Annotated in this window: 17 protein-coding genes and 4 tRNA genes; 3 read left to right on the plus strand and 18 right to left on the minus strand. The window is 52.5% G+C overall.

What is annotated here, in order from left to right; all coding sequences use genetic code 11:
* Positions 1 to 22: 22 nt before the first annotated feature.
* From rpoB to ACSZO1_RS09050, 12 genes are all read right to left on the minus strand, one after another.
* On the minus strand, positions 23 to 4,051 hold the full coding sequence (rpoB, locus tag ACSZO1_RS08995; protein ID WP_437611660.1) for a DNA-directed RNA polymerase subunit beta: 4,029 nt from the start codon (positions 4,049 to 4,051) through the stop codon (positions 23 to 25).
* 329 nt (positions 4,052 to 4,380) lie between these two features.
* Entirely contained in the window at positions 4,381 to 4,746 is a 366-nt protein-coding gene (gene rplL, locus ACSZO1_RS09000) for a 50S ribosomal protein L7/L12 (protein ID WP_437611662.1), read from the minus strand.
* 66 nt (positions 4,747 to 4,812) lie between these two features.
* The gene (rplJ, locus tag ACSZO1_RS09005; protein ID WP_437611664.1) at positions 4,813 to 5,310 is read right to left on the minus strand and encodes a 50S ribosomal protein L10; all 498 of its coding nucleotides are present in this window, start codon (positions 5,308 to 5,310) and stop codon (positions 4,813 to 4,815) included.
* A 323-nt stretch (positions 5,311 to 5,633) separates the two neighbouring features.
* Positions 5,634 to 6,338 (minus strand): 50S ribosomal protein L1, encoded by a 705-nt coding sequence (rplA, locus tag ACSZO1_RS09010; protein ID WP_437611666.1) that lies wholly within the window; start codon positions 6,336 to 6,338, stop codon positions 5,634 to 5,636.
* A gap of 3 nt (positions 6,339 to 6,341) precedes the next feature.
* Positions 6,342 to 6,770: a 50S ribosomal protein L11 gene (rplK, locus tag ACSZO1_RS09015; protein ID WP_437611668.1), complete on the minus strand. Its 429-nt coding sequence runs from the start codon at positions 6,768 to 6,770 to the stop codon at positions 6,342 to 6,344.
* A gap of 197 nt (positions 6,771 to 6,967) precedes the next feature.
* Positions 6,968 to 7,513: a transcription termination/antitermination protein NusG gene (gene nusG / locus ACSZO1_RS09020; protein ID WP_012439920.1), complete on the minus strand. Its 546-nt coding sequence runs from the start codon at positions 7,511 to 7,513 to the stop codon at positions 6,968 to 6,970.
* Position 7,514: 1 nt separating this feature from the next.
* Positions 7,515 to 7,898 (minus strand): preprotein translocase subunit SecE, encoded by a 384-nt coding sequence (secE, locus tag ACSZO1_RS09025; RefSeq protein WP_437611671.1) that lies wholly within the window; start codon positions 7,896 to 7,898, stop codon positions 7,515 to 7,517.
* 230 nt (positions 7,899 to 8,128) lie between these two features.
* The gene (gene tuf, locus ACSZO1_RS09030; protein WP_437611673.1) at positions 8,129 to 9,313 is read right to left on the minus strand and encodes an elongation factor Tu; all 1,185 of its coding nucleotides are present in this window, start codon (positions 9,311 to 9,313) and stop codon (positions 8,129 to 8,131) included.
* A gap of 116 nt (positions 9,314 to 9,429) precedes the next feature.
* Positions 9,430 to 9,505 (minus strand) — tRNA-Thr (locus tag ACSZO1_RS09035).
* A 6-nt stretch (positions 9,506 to 9,511) separates the two neighbouring features.
* A tRNA-Gly gene (locus ACSZO1_RS09040) sits at positions 9,512 to 9,586 on the minus strand.
* A gap of 123 nt (positions 9,587 to 9,709) precedes the next feature.
* Positions 9,710 to 9,794, minus strand: a tRNA-Tyr gene (locus ACSZO1_RS09045).
* Between the two features lie 11 nt (positions 9,795 to 9,805).
* Positions 9,806 to 9,881: transfer RNA gene (locus ACSZO1_RS09050), tRNA-Thr, on the minus strand.
* 375 nt (positions 9,882 to 10,256) lie between these two features.
* Here ACSZO1_RS09050 and ACSZO1_RS09055 point away from each other — a divergent pair.
* On the plus strand, positions 10,257 to 10,805 hold the full coding sequence (locus ACSZO1_RS09055; protein ID WP_437611675.1) for a GNAT family N-acetyltransferase: 549 nt from the start codon (positions 10,257 to 10,259) through the stop codon (positions 10,803 to 10,805).
* A gap of 204 nt (positions 10,806 to 11,009) precedes the next feature.
* Positions 11,010 to 11,960 carry a type I pantothenate kinase gene (gene coaA / locus ACSZO1_RS09060; RefSeq protein ID WP_437611677.1) on the plus strand — a complete coding sequence of 317 codons (951 nt, stop codon included), beginning with the start codon at positions 11,010 to 11,012 and terminating at the stop codon, positions 11,958 to 11,960.
* Between the two features lie 7 nt (positions 11,961 to 11,967).
* Here coaA and ACSZO1_RS09065 read toward each other — a convergent pair whose 3' ends face one another.
* From ACSZO1_RS09065 to ACSZO1_RS09080, 4 genes are read right to left on the minus strand one after another with little or no spacing between them, the layout of a single operon-like run.
* Positions 11,968 to 12,774 carry an MrpH family fimbial adhesin gene (locus ACSZO1_RS09065; protein ID WP_437611679.1) on the minus strand — a complete coding sequence of 269 codons (807 nt, stop codon included), beginning with the start codon at positions 12,772 to 12,774 and terminating at the stop codon, positions 11,968 to 11,970.
* Positions 12,775 to 12,834: 60 nt separating this feature from the next.
* The gene (locus ACSZO1_RS09070) at positions 12,835 to 13,323 is read right to left on the minus strand and encodes a fimbrial protein (protein WP_437611681.1); all 489 of its coding nucleotides are present in this window, start codon (positions 13,321 to 13,323) and stop codon (positions 12,835 to 12,837) included.
* Between the two features lie 16 nt (positions 13,324 to 13,339).
* The gene (locus tag ACSZO1_RS09075) at positions 13,340 to 14,074 is read right to left on the minus strand and encodes a fimbria/pilus periplasmic chaperone (protein ID WP_437611683.1); all 735 of its coding nucleotides are present in this window, start codon (positions 14,072 to 14,074) and stop codon (positions 13,340 to 13,342) included.
* 21 nt (positions 14,075 to 14,095) lie between these two features.
* Positions 14,096 to 16,303 (minus strand): fimbria/pilus outer membrane usher protein, encoded by a 2,208-nt coding sequence (locus ACSZO1_RS09080; protein WP_437611691.1) that lies wholly within the window; start codon positions 16,301 to 16,303, stop codon positions 14,096 to 14,098.
* A gap of 251 nt (positions 16,304 to 16,554) precedes the next feature.
* Here ACSZO1_RS09080 and ACSZO1_RS09085 point away from each other — a divergent pair, with 251 nt between their 5' ends.
* Entirely contained in the window at positions 16,555 to 16,788 is a 234-nt protein-coding gene (locus ACSZO1_RS09085; RefSeq protein ID WP_437611685.1) for a faeA-like family protein, read from the plus strand.
* A gap of 45 nt (positions 16,789 to 16,833) precedes the next feature.
* Here ACSZO1_RS09085 and birA read toward each other — a convergent pair whose 3' ends face one another.
* Positions 16,834 to 17,796, minus strand: a complete 963-nt coding sequence (gene birA, locus ACSZO1_RS09090; protein WP_437611687.1) for a bifunctional biotin--[acetyl-CoA-carboxylase] ligase/biotin operon repressor BirA — start codon at positions 17,794 to 17,796, stop codon at positions 16,834 to 16,836.
* On the minus strand, positions 17,793 to 18,830 hold the full coding sequence (murB, locus tag ACSZO1_RS09095) for a UDP-N-acetylmuramate dehydrogenase (protein ID WP_437611689.1): 1,038 nt from the start codon (positions 18,828 to 18,830) through the stop codon (positions 17,793 to 17,795). Before murB ends, birA begins: the two co-directional genes overlap by 4 nt.
* Positions 18,831 to 19,158: the final 328 nt, after the last annotated feature.

The following is a 19,158-nucleotide window of genomic DNA, read 5'->3' on the forward strand; positions in this document are numbered from 1 at the left end:
AGTACAACTACAGATTCGAGGCTTACTCGTCTTCCAGCTCGATGTTGATACCCAGCGAGCGAATCTCTTTCAACAATACGTTGAACGATTCTGGCATGCCCGGTTCCATCTGATGGTTGCCGTCCACGATGTTCTTATACATCTTAGTACGGCCGTTCACGTCATCAGACTTAACGGTGAGCATTTCCTGCAGGGTATACGCGGCGCCGTATGCTTCCAGCGCCCACACTTCCATCTCACCGAAGCGCTGACCACCGAACTGCGCCTTACCACCCAGCGGCTGCTGAGTAACGAGGCTGTAAGAGCCGGTAGAACGTGCATGCATCTTGTCATCAACCAGGTGGTTCAGTTTCAGCATGTACATGTAGCCAACGGTAACCGGACGTTCGAACTGCTCGCCAGTACGACCATCGAACAGCGTAATCTGACCCGAGGTCGGCAAACCGCCCAGCTGCAGCAGTTCTTTGATTTCGCTCTCTTTGGCGCCGTCAAACACAGGCGTGGCGATTGGCATACCTTTTTTCAGGTTCTCTGCCAGACGCAGCACTTCATCGTCAGTGAAGGTGTTCAGGTCTACTTTCTGACGCACGTCGGTGCCCAGATCGTAAGCACGCTGAATAAACTCACGCAGTTTGGCAACTTCTTCCTGCTTCTTCAGCATCGCGTTGATTTTCTCACCGATGCCTTTTGCTGCCATACCCAGGTGGGTTTCCAGAATCTGACCGATGTTCATACGCGATGGTACGCCCAGCGGGTTCAGTACGATATCGACCGGCGTACCGTTCTCATCGTATGGCATATCTTCGATCGGGTTGATCTTGGAGATAACACCTTTGTTCCCGTGGCGACCCGCCATCTTGTCACCAGGCTGGATCTGACGTTTAACGGCCAGATAAACCTTAACGATTTTCAGTACGCCTGGCGCCAGATCATCACCCTGGGTGATTTTGCGGCGTTTCGCTTCGAGTTTCTTCTCAAACTCGTGCTTCAGTTCGTCGTACTGTTCAGCCAGCTGTTCCAGCTGATTCTGTTTCTCTTCGTCGGTCAGGCCGAGTTCCAGCCAGCGCTCGCGCGGCAGCTTGTCCAGTTTTTCTGCTTCCACACCGCCGGAAACCAGCACATAGTGAATACGGGCAAACAGACCAGCTTCGAGGATCTGCAGTTCTTCAGTCAGGTCTTTCTTCGCCTGCTTCAGCTGCATCTCTTCGATTTCCAGCGCGCGCTTGTCTTTTTCCACGCCATCGCGGGTAAAGACCTGCACGTCGATAACCGTACCGGAAACACCGTTTGGTACGCGCAGAGAAGAGTCTTTCACGTCAGACGCTTTCTCACCGAAGATCGCACGCAGCAGTTTCTCTTCTGGCGTCAGCTGGGTTTCACCTTTCGGCGTTACCTTACCAACCAGAATGTCACCGCCGGTCACTTCTGCACCGATATACACGATACCGGACTCATCCAGTTTGGAGAGCGCAGCTTCACCCACGTTCGGGATGTCAGCAGTGATCTCTTCTGGCCCCAGCTTGGTGTCACGAGACACACACGCCAGTTCCTGAATGTGGATGGTAGTGAAGCGATCTTCCTGTACTACGCGCTCGGAGACCAGAATGGAGTCTTCGAAGTTGTAACCGTTCCATGGCATGAACGCCACGCGCATGTTCTGACCCAGCGCCAGTTCACCGAGGTCGGTGGACGGGCCGTCAGCCAGCACATCGCCACGTTCAATTGGCTCGCCCAGAGAGACACACGGCATCTGGTTGATACAGGTGTTCTGGTTAGAACGGGTGTACTTGGTCAGGTTGTAGATGTCGATGCCTGCTTCACCCGGATACATTTCATCTTCGTTAACTTTGATAACGATACGAGATGCATCAACGTACTGAACAGTACCGCCACGTTTCGCAACAGCAGTTACACCGGAGTCAACCGCTACCGCGCGTTCCATACCGGTACCGACCAGCGGCTTATCAGCGCGCAGAGTAGGAACCGCCTGACGTTGCATGTTTGCACCCATCAATGCGCGGTTGGCGTCATCGTGCTCCAGGAACGGGATCAGGGACGCACCGACAGAAACCACCTGCTGGGTGGAAACGTCCATGTAGTCAACCTGGTCGCGGCTGAACAGGCTCGATTCGCCTTTGCTACGGCAAGTCACCAGGTCATCAACAAAATGACCATCATCGTCGAGATTGGTGTTCGCCTGAGCGATAACGTAGTTACCCTCTTCAATTGCAGAGAGGTAATGAATTTCGTCGGTCACCACACCGTCACGTACGCGACGATACGGGGTTTCCAGGAAACCGTACTCGTTGGTCTGTGCGTACACAGACAGGGAGTTGATCAGACCGATGTTTGGACCTTCAGGGGTCTCGATTGGACATACACGACCGTAGTGGGTTGGGTGTACGTCACGTACTTCGAAGCCTGCGCGTTCACGGGTCAGACCGCCTGGGCCCAGTGCAGAGATACGACGTTTATGCGTAATCTCAGACAGTGGGTTGTTCTGGTCCATAAACTGTGACAGCTGGCTGGAACCGAAGAACTCTTTCACCGCAGCAGAGATCGGCTTGGCGTTGATCATATCCTGTGGCATCAGGGTGTCGAGATCGCCCAGAGACAGACGCTCTTTCACCGCACGTTCAACACGCACCAGACCTACACGGAACTGGTTTTCCGCCATTTCGCCCACGGAACGGATACGACGGTTGCCGAGGTGGTCGATATCATCCACTTCGCCTTTACCGTTACGGATATCGATGAGCTTCTTCATCACTTCGATGATGTCGTCTTTGCTCAGGATACCGGAACCTTCGATCTCGTCACGCAGCAGAGAACGGTTGAACTTCATACGACCAACCGCAGACAGATCGTAGCGGTCTTCAGAGAAGAACAGGTTCTCGAACAGGTTTTCCGCTGCTTCACGCGTTGGTGGCTCACCAGGACGCATCATGCGGTAGATCTCAACCAGCGAACTCAGACGGTCGTTAGTTGGGTCAACACGCAGTGTTTCTGACATGTATGGACCGTGATCCAGGTCGTTGGTGAACAGCGTTTCGATACGCTTGTGACCAGACTGGCTCAGTTTCGCCAGCAGATCCAGCGACAGCTCCATGTTGGCAGCAACAATCAGCTCACCGGTGTTCTCGTCGATGTAATCTTTAGAGACCACTTTGCCAGCGATGTATTCAACCGGGACTTCGATGTGCTCGATGCCATCTTTTTCCAGCTGACGGATATGGCGCGCAGTGATGCGACGGCCTTTTTCCACATATACGGTGCCGTTGGCTTCAATGTCGAAGGACGCGGTTTCGCCACGCAGACGCTCAGGAACCAGTTCCATCTGCAGCTTGTTGTCACGGATTTCGTACACCACTTTTTCGAAGAACAGGTCAAGGATCTGCTCTGTGGTGTAGTTCAGTGCGCGCAGAATGATGGTCGCAGGCAGTTTACGGCGACGGTCAATACGAACGAACAGGTTGTCTTTCGGATCGAATTCGAAATCCAGCCATGAACCACGGTAAGGGATGATACGTGCGTTATACAGCACTTTACCCGATGAGTGGGTTTTACCCTTATCGCTGTCAAAGAAAACGCCAGGACTACGATGCAGCTGAGAAACGATAACCCTTTCTGTACCGTTGATAACGAAAGTACCGTTATCGGTCATGAGCGGAATTTCGCCCATGTAAACTTCTTGCTCTTTGATGTCCTTAACGGTGCCTTCCGGCGCTTCGCGCTCGTAGATCACCAGACGCAGTTTTACACGCAGCGGAGCAGAATACGTCACGCCACGAATCTGACATTCGGTAACATCAAAGACTGGTTCGCCTAAACGGTAGCTCACATATTGCAGCTCGGAATTACCGCTGTAGCTCTGAATTGGGAAAACAGAACGGAATGCTGCTTCCAGCCCGTACTGACCTTCCGGATCTTGCTCGATAAACTTCTGGAACGAGTCAAGCTGGATAGAAAGGAGATATGGAACATCCAGAACTTGTGGACGTTTACCAAAATCCTTACGAATACGTTTTTTCTCGGTATAGGAGTAAACCATAGGGTTCCTCAGCTCGCTGATCAGTGACCCACTCTGTCCGTCCTGGAGGACAGTTCATGCAACACTATTTTTCTTTCCGGCAAAGTGAGGGGATCACCTGCCGCAATACGTCTTTCTATCACTCTTAAATCATTTCATTGCTCTTGCGAGGACAGGGAGTCCGCACAGGAAAGCAGTATATTAAGGCGTCGATAGAAAAAGATATTGAAGAACTTCAATGGCTTAAATAGTGTGAAACCCCATTAAAGCTCTTTAGCGCAAAAAGGCTGGTGACCAAAAAGTCACCAGCCACCAGCCTGATAAATCAGGCTGCAACCTGAAAGGTTGAATTATTTGATTTCAACTTCAGCGCCAGCTTCTTTCAGAGCAGCTTCCAGAGCGGCTGCGTCATCTTTGCTGATGCCTTCTTTGATTGCAGCTGGAGCAGCTTCAACCAGGTCTTTTGCTTCTTTCAGACCCAGGCCAGTTGCGCCACGAACAGCTTTGATTACTGCAACTTTGTTCGCGCCAGCAGCTTTCAGGATAACGTCGAATTCAGTTTTCTCTTCAGCAGCTTCAGCTGGGCCAGCAGCAACAGCTACAGCAGCAGCAGCAGAAACACCGAATTTTTCTTCCATTGCAGCGATCAGCTCAACAACTTCCATTACAGACAGAGCTGCAACCGCTTCAATGATTTGGTCTTTAGTGATTGACATAATAATTGTTCCTAAGAATCAGAAAAAGTTTATACGTAAGCAAGTGCGCAAGAAAAGAAAGTGCGATTAAGCAGCTTCTTTTGCATCGCGTACAGCAGCCAGAGTGCGAACCAGTTTGCCGGCAGCGGCTTCTTTCATGGTTGCCATCAGGCGTGCGATTGCTTCATCGTAAGTAGGCAGAGTTGCCAGGCGGTCGATATTGGACGCCGTGATCAACTCACCTTCAAAGGCCGCAGCTTTAACCTCAAATTTTGCATTCGCTTTCGCGAACTCTTTGAACAGACGAGCAGCAGCGCCCGGGTGTTCCATAGAGTATGCAATCAGGGTTGGACCAACAAACGTGTCTTTCAGGCACTCGAACTGAGTACCTTCAACGACGCGGCGCAGCAGGGTGTTACGAACAACACGCATGTAAACGCCAGCTTCACGACCTGCTTTACGCAGTTCGGTCATTTTATCTACGGTAACGCCACGGGAATCCGCAACAACCGCAGACAGCGCGCCTTTGGCTACTTCGCTGACTTCAGCAACAATCGCTTGTTTGTCTTGAAGATTTAATGCCATTAGCTTTTGCTCCTGGATTTTTGATCGGGGATGGATTTCCCCGAAACTCACTTCACTTACCCGCGTTGCCGAAGGTAAGCGCTATAACACGGTGAGCAGAATCCAGATAAGAAATATTTCTTCAGGTTCTGTCACCGTCTACGCAGGAAAATTAAGTTTCTTGCGAAACACCTGCGGTCTTGGACGGAGGCCTGGATAAGGCCAGGCTCCCAACCGAAAATACGGGTTAATCGTCACGAGTGACGGATTAACGGGTTCTGTTTATTAACAGAACAACGGGCGTAAGATTCTAGACGAAACTTACGCCCGCGTAAAGCAGCGAATTAGTTCGCTGCTGCGTTCAGACCAGCCTGATCAACAGCTACGCCAGCGCCCATGGTGGTGGACAGGCTAACTTTCTTGATGTACACGCCTTTTGCCTGAGATGGTTTTGCTTTTTTCAGCGCAACCAGCAGAGCTTCCAGGTTTTCTTTCAGCTTATCTGCGTCGAAATCAACCTTACCGATAGTGGTGTGGATGATGCCGTTTTTGTCGTTACGGTAACGAACCTGACCCGCTTTCGCGTTTTTAACCGCTTCAGCAACGTTAGGGGTTACAGTACCAACTTTCGGGTTTGGCATCAGACCACGTGGGCCCAGAACCTGACCCAGCTGGCCAACAACGCGCATTGCATCTGGAGATGCGATAACAACGTCGAAGTTCATTTCGCCTTTTTTGATCTGATCAGCCAGATCTTCCATACCTACCAGCTCTGCGCCAGCTGCTTTAGCAGCTTCAGCGTTTGCGCCCTGGGTAAATACGGCTACGCGAACGGAACGGCCAGTACCGTGTGGCAGTACAGTTGCACCACGCACGTTCTGGTCAGATTTACGAGCATCGATGCCCAGGTTAACTGCTACGTCAACGCTTTCAACGAACTTAGCGGTAGCCAGTTCTTTCAGCAGAGCAACAGCTTCGTTGATGTCGTACTGCTTGGTTGCATCAACTTTGTCACGGATCACGCTCATGCGCTTGGTCAGCTTAGCCATTTCTTAGTCCTCTACTACCAGGCCCATGGAACGAGCAGTACCTTCGATTGAGCGAGCCATCGCTTCAACGTCAGCACCAGTCATGTCTGCAGCTTTAGTGGTTGCGATTTCACGCACCTGAGCAGCGGTCACTTTACCTACTTTGTCTTTGTTCGGCTTGCCGGAACCAGACTTGATACCCGCCGCTTTTTTCAACAGAACTGCTGCTGGAGGCGTTTTGGTAACGAAGGTGAAAGAACGGTCAGAGTAAACGGTGATAACAACTGGGGTCGGCAGACCTTTTTCCAGGCTCTCTGTTTTGGCGTTAAACGCTTTACAGAATTCCATGATGTTAACACCCTGCTGACCCAGAGCTGGACCAACTGGTGGACTTGGGTTAGCCATACCTGCAGCAACCTGCAGTTTGACGTAGGCTTGTACTTTCTTAGCCATGATAATTCCTCTGTTGGGTATAACGCTTCGACTGAAGCTTCCCGTGTGTGTGTTTGCTGCTGCCGAAGGCACGCAACAATCTTAATTTCACATGCTGAGACAGCATGCAAAAACAAAAGGCGCGAAATTGTATGTCAATTTCGCGCCTTCCGCAACCAATAATCGGTTACTGCGTAAACATGTTAGCGCAGCCGATATTAGCCTTTTTCCACCTGACCGAAGTCGAGTTCCACTGGCGTTGCACGGCCAAAGATGGAAACCGATACTTTCAGGCGGCTTTTTTCGTAGTCCACTTCTTCGACCACACCGTTGAAGTCGGCAAACGGGCCATCGTTGACGCGAACCATTTCGCCTGGTTCGAACAGCGTCTTCGGACGCGGCTTATCACCCACCTGCTGCAGGCGGTTCATGATCGCATCAACTTCTTTGTCGCTGATCGGCGCCGGACGGTCAGAGGTTCCACCGATGAAACCCATCACGCGTGGCACGCTGCGCACCAGGTGCCAGCTGGCGTCATTCATCACCATCTGTACCAGCACGTAGCCAGGGAAGAATTTACGCTCGCTTTTGCGACGCTGGCCGCCACGGATTTCTACCACTTCTTCGGTAGGCACCATAACGTCGCCAAACAACTCTTCCATGTTATGTAATTTGATATGCTCACGCAGCGACTGGGCTACGCGGCCTTCAAAACCGGAAAACGCCTGTACCACGTACCAGCGTTTTTTTGGAGCTTCAGACATCTCAGAACCTCAGGCCAGTGATAAACGATACCAGACGGACCAGAATGCCATCCAGCCCCCACAAAATCAGTGACATCACGGCGGTAACCGCGGCAACGATTAAGGTGGTATGCAGTGTTTCCTGACGGGTAGGCCAAATAACTTTACGGACTTCAGTTCTTGCTTCACGAGCAAAAGCCACCGTCGCTTTACCTTTCGTCGTCAGCAGCGCGATGCCACCCGCAGCGGCAATCAGGACAACAACGGCCAGTGCACGCAACGGCAATGAGATCTCGCGATAGTAGTAGTTACCCACGATTGCCACGATCAGTAAAATAGCAACGACTAACCACTTTATCGCTTCCAGGCCGCGACCGCTCCCTTGAGCTTCGGTATTAGTACTCATAAACCAACCTGCCACAATAAATCAGAAACTATTTTGCCTCGCAGCGCGAGGCAACCAAACCGAATAAGGCTTTGAGGCGTCACCCGGCATCTCACGCCATGCTACAGAGCCTGCCTCAGCAATGATTATGGCGGAAAAATCACTGATGAGTCAGGTTCTATGTTACAGCGTATAAAAAGGGCATCAAATGATGCCCTCTTCTTGTGCGTTGCGTCAAATGTTATCCGCGATTATGCGATAACTTTAGCAACAACACCGGCGCCAACAGTACGGCCACCTTCACGGATTGCGAAACGCAGACCGTCATCCATCGCAATTGGGTGGATCAGGGTAACAACCATTTTGATGTTGTCGCCTGGCATTACCATCTCAACGCCTTCTGGCAGTTCGATGGTACCTGTCACGTCAGTAGTACGGAAGTAGAACTGTGGACGGTAGCCTTTGAAGAACGGAGTATGACGGCCGCCTTCGTCTTTAGACAGGATGTACACTTCAGATTCGAACTGAGTGTGTGGTTTGATGGTGCCTGGCTTAGCCAGAACCTGACCACGTTCGATCTCTTCACGTTTGATACCACGCAGCAGAACACCTACGTTCTCACCAGCACGGCCTTCGTCCAGCAGTTTGCGGAACATTTCAACGCCAGTACAGGTAGATTTCGCAGTAGCTTTGATACCAACGATTTCAACTTCTTCACCCACTTTAACGATACCGCGCTCTACACGACCGGTAACAACGGTACCACGACCGGAGATGGAGAATACGTCTTCGATTGGCAGCAGGAATGGCAGGTCGATAGCACGCACTGGCTCAGGGATGTAAGAATCCAGGTGGCCAGCCAGCTCGATGATTTTCGCTTCCCACTCAGCTTCGCCTTCCAGCGCTTTCAGCGCAGAACCACGAACGATTGGGGTGTCGTCGCCTGGGAAGTCGTACTGAGACAGCAGGTCACGGACTTCCATCTCAACCAGTTCCAGCAGCTCTTCGTCATCAACCATGTCACATTTGTTCAGGAACACGATGATGTAAGGAACGCCAACCTGACGACCCAGCAGGATGTGCTCACGGGTCTGCGGCATTGGGCCGTCAGTCGCAGCAACAACCAGGATAGCGCCGTCCATCTGAGCAGCACCGGTGATCATGTTTTTCACGTAGTCGGCGTGGCCCGGGCAGTCAACGTGTGCATAGTGACGAGACGGGGTGTCGTACTCAACGTGAGACGTGTTGATGGTGATACCACGCGCTTTTTCTTCTGGCGCGTTATCGATCTGATCAAACGCGCGAGCAGAACCGCCGTAGGTTTTCGCCAGAACGGTGGTGATAGCTGCAGTCAGGGTAGTTTTACCATGGTCAACGTGGCCGATAGTACCGACGTTGACGTGCGGTTTTGAACGTTCAAATTTTTCTTTAGACATCGATTGTCCCTCTAAGACACGGTTAAATCGGTGATATCACCACATCAACCAGGCGTAGCCTGAACTGTTGAATTTTTTGCGTTACAGATGAAGAAGCAGGGAGGGAGATAAAGAAGTGGTGCTGATACCCAGAGTCGAACTGGGGACCTCACCCTTACCAAGGGTGCGCTCTACCAACTGAGCCATATCAGCACATCTTGGAGCGGGCAGCGGGAATCGAACCCGCATCATCAGCTTGGAAGGCTGAGGTAATAGCCATTATACGATGCCCGCAACCTGGAACTCGGCTACCTGTTCTGTCTGTAGCTTGCGAATAATAAGAGCAGGATTCCTATTATTCAGAGCCAGCTTGCTTTACCAGCTAACTCATGACTGCGCTTGAGCTCAGTCTGAATATGGTGGTGGGGGAAGGATTCGAACCTTCGAAGTCTGTGACGGCAGATTTACAGTCTGCTCCCTTTGGCCGCTCGGGAACCCCACCTGGGTACTTGATGGTGCCGGCTACCGGAATCGAACTGGTGACCTACTGATTACAAGTCAGTTGCTCTACCAACTGAGCTAAGCCGGCATCAAGTGACGCGCATTCTAGGAAGTGCGGCCGCGCTATGCAACAAAAAAATCGCGATAAATGCGCTATCGCTTATTATTTGTGCAAAACTTCGCAAAATCACGCTTTAATGGAGAAAAATCGCTCAGCCAGCGGCGCTGACAGGCGTTTTTCTGTTCAGCAGATCATCTGCACGCAGCAGACTATTTTCTTTTGCTGTGTCATGAACGCGCAATATTCATTCAACTGCCATCCATTGCACCATCAGTCGTCACAGTGCGCGCACATAGTGCAATTATCACCGCCGCATGAAGCTCACCGCGAGGGATGACAATGCGTTAGCCGATGGATCGCTTCTTGCATCTGATTTATCAGGCCAACAAAGGAGGAAAGCGCATGAAAATTATCTTACTCAATGCCACCACCTTACCCGTCTGGCGCCACGAACTGGCTGCACTGCTGATCGATGCCGTCGCCAGTAACGCGCCTGTCGGCTATCAGCAACGTTTATCGCGCGAAGAGGCGGAAAGCTATTTCCATAGCCTACGTTCAGATATTGCCAAAGGTGAACGATCATTGTGGATGGCGCGTGATGCGCAAGGTCTGGCGGGTTGCGTGCAGCTGGAGCTTTGCCAGAAACCCGACGGGAAAAACCGCGCCGAGATTCAAAAGTTATTGGTACACTCGCGCGCGCAGCGCCAGGGTGTGGCGCAAAAACTGATGCAGGCACTTGAGCACAGTGCCCTCGAACACCAGCGGGGTTTGCTATTCCTCACCACCCAGTCGGGTTCGGTATCGGAAACCTTCTGGTGCGCGCAAGGCTACCGGCGGCTGGGTGAAATCCCGGACTTCGCCAGCTCACCCGATGGCTATTTCCATCCATCGGTCATCTACTACAAACAACTGTTTGCGGTAAATCAGATCGCCCGTCCACTTGCCAGTTAATTAAATTTAAAAAGTGCGGGCGAGGTGGCGATTGCGTCCGCGCATTTATCTTTTTCCTTCTTTTTCTCGCCATACTGGTGTTAACCTCCTGCGCATTGTTTTCTGAAATTTACCGGATGAAGCGCGCCAGTTAAGGTGATGACAGCGATACGCTGCCTCCTGCAGGGAGCGCGCAGGTAGATATTTGCTGGCAGAAGCAGGCATATGAGCAAAAAAAACTCGCTGGTCACCACGCCCTATTTACAGTTCGACAGAAACCAATGGGCGGCATTGCGTGATTCCGTGCCAATGACTCTCACGGAAGAAGAAATTGCGCAGCTGAAAGGTATTAATGAGGATCTCTCGCTGGAAGAAGTGGCGGAGATCTATCTGCCGTTGTCACGTCTGCTGAATTTTTACATCAGCTCCAACGTGCGCCGCCAGGCCGTTCTGGAACAGTTTCTTGGCACTAATGGCCAGAAAGTACCTTATATCATCAGCATTGCCGGTAGTGTGGCGGTCGGTAAAAGCACGACCGCACGCGTATTGCAGGCACTGCTCAGCCGCTGGCCGGAACATCGTCGTGTTGAGCTGATCACCACCGATGGTTTCCTGCATCCCAATGATGTACTGAAGCAGCGCGGCCTGATGAAGAAGAAAGGCTTCCCGCAATCCTATGATATGCACCGGCTGGTCAAGTTTGTTTCTGACCTGAAATCAGGCGCGTCGCAGGTCACCGCCCCGGTCTATTCACACCTGATTTATGACGTAATCCCCGATGGCGATAAAGTGGTGCAGCAGCCGGATATTCTGATCCTCGAAGGTCTGAATGTGCTGCAGAGCGGCATGGATTACCCGCACGATCCACATCATGTTTTTGTCTCTGATTTTGTTGATTTTTCTATTTACGTTGACGCACCTGAAGATTTACTGGAACGCTGGTATATCAACCGCTTCCTTAAATTCCGCCAGGGCGCCTTTACCAATCCTGACTCCTATTTCCACCACTACGCGCAGTTGCCGGAGCAGGACGCGGTAGCCATCGCCACACAGCTGTGGAAAGAGATTAACTGGCTAAATCTGAAAGAAAATATTCTGCCAACGCGTGAGCGTGCGAGCCTGATTATGACCAAAAGCGCCGATCATGCGGTGGAGTCAGTCAGATTACGTAAATAGGATATCTTCAGGGATAAGTAATAAACACAATACCGTTGCCGGTGTAGCTGCCGGCCTCGGGTGTCACCGCAGCCTGTAGCGTTGCGCTGAGCGTAAAGCTTTGTGGCTGGTTGCTCAGCAGATGAAAACTGACACCTTCAGCGGCATCCTGATGATTAATCCGCAGAGTGCTGTAAAAATTGCGCCGTGCGCCATCAAACCAGATGTGACGCTCTCCCAGCAACGACTGCCCTTGCAGCTTCACCGATCCCTCCCGGGTGCAGTAGAGTGCCCCACTGACCTCTCTGCTGACACCATTGATCTGCTGGCTGTTCAGAATGCCAAAATCAATCTCCGGTGACAGAATCACATGGCAAGTCTGATTTGCTGGCGGCAGTTCACTGCACACGGAACCTGGAAATTGTATGGCGTGATGGGCACTGCCAGCGGGAGGAGCCGGCCGTTCAATATAAAACAGACCAACGCAGGTCGCGGAAGTATCATGCACCGTAAACCGGCCGCTGTAGGGCAGCCCCTTCTCTCTGCGCCAGGCCTCCATCACCGCTTTGCGCGTCCGGTATTGCTCAATACGGATACAGTGGCCACCCAGATCACATGACGAATACATGGTGGGAAGATGCTGCTGGTACTTCACATCAAAGCCCGCATAGCAGCTCGGCCACTGGTAGCAGGGATTGAGATCCGTCTCATTTTCCTGCCAGCTCAGCAGTTGCTGCGTCATCTGCAGGCAGGCGGAGTTAAATAACACCGGAAACACATACGCCCCGGCATTGACCAGACTAACAGGGCACAGTATCAAAAGTGTTATCAGCATTAACGCGCGCGTTATCCTTTCGCCATGCATTCCCTGGCCTCCATCATCCATTGTCCCTGCTTAAAAATATCCCGCGCGCAGTGTCGCGGTGGCGGAGAAACGCCCTTTGGCTAAGGTCGCACCATCCCGTTTCACGGGCACGGCATGCAACTGCGGCAGCTGATGCATATCCAGCGACACGGGCTGGTTCAGCGCCATTGGCATACCGTTGTGCAGTACCCTGATCCCAATATCCGCCATACTACTGGTAAGCACGGTGCTGTCGAATACAGCCGGCTCACCGCTGAGTGTCAGCGTTAACCCTGCCGTTCTGCTATCAGGGCAGCTGAGCTGATAACGGATTCGCTGCATATAGTTCTGCCCATCAATGCGTGGCGCCTGCAGGTTATCGCCGAAATCGACCTGAATCGGCCGTCCCTCATTGATTTCACACGCCGGTGCCACCAGAGTGACATTGAGAGTAATCAGCTGTTGTGCCGCCGCTTCTGCCGGACGGGCTACCACAAGCAACGCCACCGTCATGACCATCATGGCTATGTACTGTTCCATATGCATCCCCCCAAAACTATTGCGTTTTTTCACTCACCCGGCAGGTGCCAGTGGTACAGTGAAAATGAAGGACAGGCCGCCCGCCATAATCATTGACATAAGTGAGCACTGGCTCACTTCCCAGGGCAGACACCGTAACCCCCAGCGGAGCTTCGCTATAGGGTGCAATCATTACTGGCTCGAAATCAGCTACCGTGGGCTTTCCCTGCCCAGGCTGCGCGTCCACCAGAGTGACGTAGTAAGGGGTGGGATTGCGGACCTGGTAATGAGTGCCAGACTGCAGCAGTTCCAGCCGCAGCTGCCAGGGCGCTGCTGCGGCATCCGCCACCACAATCGCCTGTGGACGCCAGAACAGCTTGATACTGGTTTGCAGGGCAATCTGCAGCGTATTGGCTTGATCACTGCGTGGAGGGATCTCACGCAGGTTGAAGTAAAACAGCGTCTCGCGATCCTGTGGTAGTACCGACACAGCTGCCAGCTGCTGGATCTTAATCTGGCTTTTCTCCCCGGGATCAACACGCTGTAGCGGTGGCAGTACAATCAAGGGGGAAGTCACCTTTTCCCCCTGCTCATCCGCCAGCCATGCCTGGGCAAGATAGGGTAGCTGACGGTTTTCATTGCTGATGCTCAACGTGACTGCCTTTTCGCCCGCGTTGTAGATCACGCGGGTGCGATCCAGTGCTATCGCAGCCCGGGCGTCTGATAACACCGACAACAGCAGCAGTGCACAAACACAATCCTTATGTTTCATATGCGTTTATTCATCCTGTATTCAGCTACGACAAGGCAGCAGTAAATTCCCCAATAGCGGTTGTGGTAACGCAGCTGGCAGCGCCACAGAACAGCGCATCCCTTCCCCACATTCCACGAACATTTCTTCACCTGCACGGATGCCACTCAGCCAGACACGTCCCTCTTCGCTGACCATTCCGATCTGTTGTCGTTTCTGATTACGCACCAAAGCGCCAAAAGGAGGATAACGGCCATCCGTCAGGCGGATGGTCGCCATCGCCTTTAAACCGGCAATAACATGGAACTGACGGTAGCCAATCGCGCCCTCTGTGAGTGTGGCCTGCACCACAGAACGGGTCGCTTCCGCCTCATCGGAGAGATTCTCCACATCAATACGTGCGCTATTTCGGTAGTAACTACTCACTTCGCTAATCACTGCCTTACCAAAAGCGTTGGTTGCCACCGGGCTGCCATATCCCTGTACCGGCACATTTGCCACACCATCGGTATCGATTAACAAACGGGTGCCACCGGGAAGAGTAACGCGATGCAAAGCGCCACCGTGCGGGGTCAGTGTGGCTCCACCCTGCGCGGAAAGGCCTGCGGCACGATAACTGCCATCCTGATAGCGGGCATTGGCGCTCCACTGCGCACTATCGCTCTCATGAGTATAGAAACCGCTAAACATCCCTCCCTGACGCGATGAACCTGCGCTCAGCTGATAACTGCTTTGCTGATCGTGGCGCGCGTAGTAACTCAGACTCTGTTCCGTTTGCTGATTATTTGACGCCAGGCTGTAGCCCAGTGTTGACTGCGTTCCCCAGGGAACGGCGATGGAAAGCCAGCCCCCCTTGTCATGGCTGTCGCGGTACTGGTTACGAAACAGCGCCAGTGAGGTGCTGATATTTTTCCAGCGCCCCAGGTTAAGGTCGCGGGAAAAAGTCACATCATAACGTTCGCGCGAGGAGTGATCCCACCATGTCTGATAGCTGTAATTAAGCCAGACACCAAGACGCCATGCCGCCAGACGCTGGTAAAAACTGATGGTATAAAGTTGTCTGTTGCGGCTCTCCGCCACGCCATTAGCAACCGTAGTAAGATAGTCCGGCATCGTCATAAAGTGACGCCCGGAAAAACGATAACCCGCAAACGTGAACTGACTGTTTGTTTCCATAAAGCGTTTGGCATAGCTCAGCCGCCAGGCATCACCGTTTAACGCATCATCCTGTGTCACCACAGCCCGTGACAGCGTGCTGTCCAGCGCAACCGCACCAAAAACCGCCAGATCACGCCCAATGCCAGCGGAAAACGCCTGGTAATCGTCCCCAAATAACCCGCCACCATATACAGACCAGCTATTCGTGATTCCCCATGAAAATTCTCCGGCAGCAAAGGCCGGGCCTGCCAGCTGGTGTGAGTCGAGGGCGGGTTTACCTGCGGCAAACATATAACGCACCGCGCCGGGGCGGGTCAGATAAGGGATCGTGGCAGTATCCAGCTGAAAATGCTGTACCGTGCCATCCTGTTCTTCGATACGCACATCAAGCTGGCCAGCAAGTGCATCACTGAGTTCCTGAATACGAAACGGCCCTGCCGGCACCTGAGTTTCATACAGCACACGCCCCTGCTGGCTGACAGTCACTTTCGCATTGGTTCGCGCCACACCCGTTACTTCAGGGGCATAGCCTCGCAGCCCGGGGGGCAGCATATTGTCATCTGACCGCAGGCTTGCTCCCGCAAAGCGAAAACTGTCAAAAACCGCAGAGTTAAGATAATCCTCGCCTGCGCTCATCCGGGCGCGCAGAGACGGGATCGCACGCCAGGCATAATAACGGCTCCAGTCGAGCGTTTTCTGATGCACATCATGCTGCACAGCGTCATCGGCAATGTTTCCCTGCCACTCGGCGCGTAAACGCCAGGTATCAAGGTTCATACCTGCTACGCCATTGCCGCTCATGTTATAGCCCCACCCCTTCCGCTGCTGTTCGAGCGCCTGCATATTCAGACTGTAGTCCAGCAGCACACCACTGATGCCATCATCCCAGCGTGACGGTGGGTCCCAGCCAGGGGCACGATATTCCAGCCAGCTTTCGGGAAGCGTGATGATCAGCGTTGCATGCGACAGATCGCCCTGCACCGTCATGCCCGGAATACTGGAGAGTTCCAGGCATTCGCCCTGATGCCACCAGGTTAATTTCGCCGTTAATTCAGGTTTTATGCCGAAAAGTGCCACCTTTTCACGAGTCAGACAGACGGCGCTCCCTCTAAGGAAGGTGCGATTTAATCATTCAAAGTTCTGTTAATGACTACAATGATTGCCGTTCATCTATCGTTTTCAGTGTTTTGGGCGGTTCTTTGTTCATTTACCATACGATGACAGGACGAAAAAATGGTTCCCATCGAATTAATCGCACCTTCCCTTTATTACATGCGGAGAATACAATCAGCAGGCAGATGCAGGAAGAACTCCCAAACAGGGCAGCCAGAGGCAGCAGAAGTATGAAAAAGCGCGACATGCTGCTGGAAGCGCTGTATTGCGCCCTGCATCGTCGCTGCGAGAAGCAGCCACCGCCGGGATTTAATGAATGGATTAGTACAAGGATGCTGGCAGAAGATTGTGAACTGGGAATTTACCAAACCCGCAGCCTGTTGCTGAAGCTGGTTGAACAACAACGCATACTGGTGACGCCAACACTTATTGCGAACTCACTGCGCTGGTATGTCGCACAATAAATCCTGCCACGGGCTGGAGACAATGCGTCTCCAGCCCGGAAATAGTTATGACTGTGGCCGCAGCGAGATTTCACCCCCAACCCAGGCTTTGATCACACCATCCTGTTCCAGCAGCAATCCACCCTGCTGATCGATTCCACGCGCGATACCGAATACCTCGCGGTCTCCCATCAGTAATTTCACCGGGCGATCAATGAAGTTATCCAGCACTGACCAGCGAGGAATAAACGGCGCCAGCCCATCTCGTTCAAACTCCAGCAGGCTGTGACGCCACTTGTTCACCAGCATCGCGGTAAGCGCATTACGATCTACATGTATTCCAGCTTCCTGCAGATTAATCCAGCCCTGGTTCACGACACTGGTATCCGGTGAATTCATCGAAAGGTTAATGCCCGCACCAAAAACAATCTGCGCGGCATCGCCAGTTTTTCCCGTCAGTTCGACCAGAATCCCTGCCAGTTTACGATCGTTCAGATAGAGATCGTTCGGCCATTTGACTTTGACATCATGTGCACCTAATTCACGCAAGACTTCTGCCATCATAATGCCGATCATCAAACTCAGTCCCATTGCTGCGGCAGGACCCTGTTCGAGACGCCAGTACATTGATAAATAGAGATTAGAACCAAACGGAGAGAACCACTGACGGCCACGGCGACCACGCCCCGCCTGCTGATATTCCGCTACACAGGCATCTCCTGACTGCAGGGAATCCATACGGTCCAGTAAGTACTGATTCGTAGAATCAATCACAGGTACGACGGCAATACGGTCATGGTCAAGTTGCTGAGTAATTGTCTCTTCTTTCAGCAAATGAAGGGGAGCTGCGAGGCTGTACCCTTTGCCGGTAACCGTGAACACATCCAGCCCCCAGTCTTTTAACGTCTGAACATGTTTATTGATCGCCGCGCGGCTCATGCCCAGAGCTTCACCCAGCTGTTCGCCGGAGTGAAATTCACCATCCGCCAGAATGCCGACGACAGCCAGAGGAACGGTATTGTCTTTCATGCGATTACCTCAACAGCATCCTGTTCACCTGCCGCCGCAATAAAGCGCACTTCAGGTTCGAGCCAGACATTAAATTTTTCACCAACACGCTGACGCACATGATGCGCCAGAGCAACAATATCCTGCCCTGTGGCATTTTCCTGATTGATCAGTACCAGTGCCTGCTGGCGGTGTACCGCCGCGCCGCCAAGGCAATAACCTTTTAACGCACATTGATCGATCAACCAGCCCGCCGCCAGTTTGACCTGACCATTGGCCTGTGGATAACGCGGCATCTGGGGGAATTCAGCGGCAATCGTGGCAGCCAGATCAACGTTCACCACCGGATTTTTGAAAAAGCTGCCTGCATTGCCGGTCACACGTGGATCGGGCAATTTGCTGCGGCGCATCTGGCATACACTGGCAAAGATATCCCGCGCAGTGACGGTTGCCGGGTCCAGCCTGGTCAATTCACCATAAGTCATCACAGGCTGCCAGGCTTTATTCAGACGCAAACCAACCGCCACAATCGCATAACCTTCACGATAACGATGCTTAAACACGCTATCCCGATAGCCAAACTGGCAATCCTGAGCGTCGATACGCGTGGTCTCGCCACTCTGCAGATTCAGAACATCAACATATGCGCAAACCTGATTAAACTCTACGCCATAAGCGCCAATATTCTGAATCGGTGCAGATCCTGCACAGCCAGGGATAAGCGCCAGATTCTCCAGACCAGCCAGTCCCTTGTCTAACGTGTATTCCACCAGACTGTGCCAGTTTTCACCGGCAGCGACATGCAGATGCCAGGCATCGCTCTCTTCGCTGATTTGAATACCTTTTAGCCGGTTAATTGCTACGATACCGGCATAGTTTTCCAGAAACAGAACGTTGCTTCCTTCGCCCAGCAACAGAAATGGCCGTCCTGCCTGCTGGCTCGCATGCCATGCCTGGCAAAGCGCCTCAGCGGTTTCAGCAATAGTAATCTGATATGCGCGCGCATCGATGCCGAAGGTATGGAAGGACTTTAATGAATTGATCTCGCGGGACATGACTGTGCCTTTACTGATTTATCTGGGTACAGTTTACCCGAAGATCGGCGTCTTTTAGTGGAATAAATACCGTGAGACCTTTGTTGCTTTCTGCTTTGCGGGGAAGGGCTGAGGATCTGCATCACAATAGACGGCTTCCCCTGACCGGCAGGGAAAGGAGAAGGATTCAGGGACAGTTTCAGGCTTCCGCGCCCGGTTTTCCGGTCCCGTAAACGCAAAAAACCCCCAGCTTTCGCTGAGGGTTTTCGCTTATTTGATGCCTGGCAGTTCCCTACTCTCGCATGGGGAGACCCCACACTACCATCGGCGCTACGGCGTTTCACTTCTG

It is taken from the genome of Erwinia sp. V71 (assembly GCF_965644245.1).
Taxonomy (GTDB): Bacteria; Pseudomonadota; Gammaproteobacteria; order Enterobacterales; family Enterobacteriaceae; genus Erwinia.

Excerpts from the sequence above, each read along its gene's own strand:
- rpoB (WP_437611660.1), bottom strand. The coding sequence starts at position 4,051 with ATGGTTTACTCCTATACCGAGAAAAAACGTATTCGTAAGGATTTTGGT.
- rplL (WP_437611662.1), bottom strand. The coding sequence starts at position 4,746 with ATGTCAATCACTAAAGACCAAATCATTGAAGCGGTTGCAGCTCTGTCT.
- rplJ (WP_437611664.1), bottom strand. The coding sequence starts at position 5,310 with ATGGCATTAAATCTTCAAGACAAACAAGCGATTGTTGCTGAAGTCAGC.
- rplA (WP_437611666.1), bottom strand. The coding sequence starts at position 6,338 with ATGGCTAAGCTGACCAAGCGCATGAGCGTGATCCGTGACAAAGTTGAT.
- rplK (WP_437611668.1), bottom strand. The coding sequence starts at position 6,770 with ATGGCTAAGAAAGTACAAGCCTACGTCAAACTGCAGGTTGCTGCAGGT.
- nusG (WP_012439920.1), bottom strand. The coding sequence starts at position 7,513 with ATGTCTGAAGCTCCAAAAAAACGCTGGTACGTGGTACAGGCGTTTTCC.
- secE (WP_437611671.1), bottom strand. The coding sequence starts at position 7,898 with ATGAGTACTAATACCGAAGCTCAAGGGAGCGGTCGCGGCCTGGAAGCG.
- tuf (WP_437611673.1), bottom strand. The coding sequence starts at position 9,313 with ATGTCTAAAGAAAAATTTGAACGTTCAAAACCGCACGTCAACGTCGGT.
- ACSZO1_RS09055 (WP_437611675.1), top strand. The coding sequence starts at position 10,257 with ATGAAAATTATCTTACTCAATGCCACCACCTTACCCGTCTGGCGCCAC.
- coaA (WP_437611677.1), top strand. The coding sequence starts at position 11,010 with ATGAGCAAAAAAAACTCGCTGGTCACCACGCCCTATTTACAGTTCGAC.
- ACSZO1_RS09065 (WP_437611679.1), bottom strand. The coding sequence starts at position 12,774 with ATGCTGATAACACTTTTGATACTGTGCCCTGTTAGTCTGGTCAATGCC.
- ACSZO1_RS09070 (WP_437611681.1), bottom strand. The coding sequence starts at position 13,323 with ATGGAACAGTACATAGCCATGATGGTCATGACGGTGGCGTTGCTTGTG.
- ACSZO1_RS09075 (WP_437611683.1), bottom strand. The coding sequence starts at position 14,074 with ATGAAACATAAGGATTGTGTTTGTGCACTGCTGCTGTTGTCGGTGTTA.
- ACSZO1_RS09085 (WP_437611685.1), top strand. The coding sequence starts at position 16,555 with ATGAAAAAGCGCGACATGCTGCTGGAAGCGCTGTATTGCGCCCTGCAT.
- birA (WP_437611687.1), bottom strand. The coding sequence starts at position 17,796 with ATGAAAGACAATACCGTTCCTCTGGCTGTCGTCGGCATTCTGGCGGAT.
- murB (WP_437611689.1), bottom strand. The coding sequence starts at position 18,830 with ATGTCCCGCGAGATCAATTCATTAAAGTCCTTCCATACCTTCGGCATC.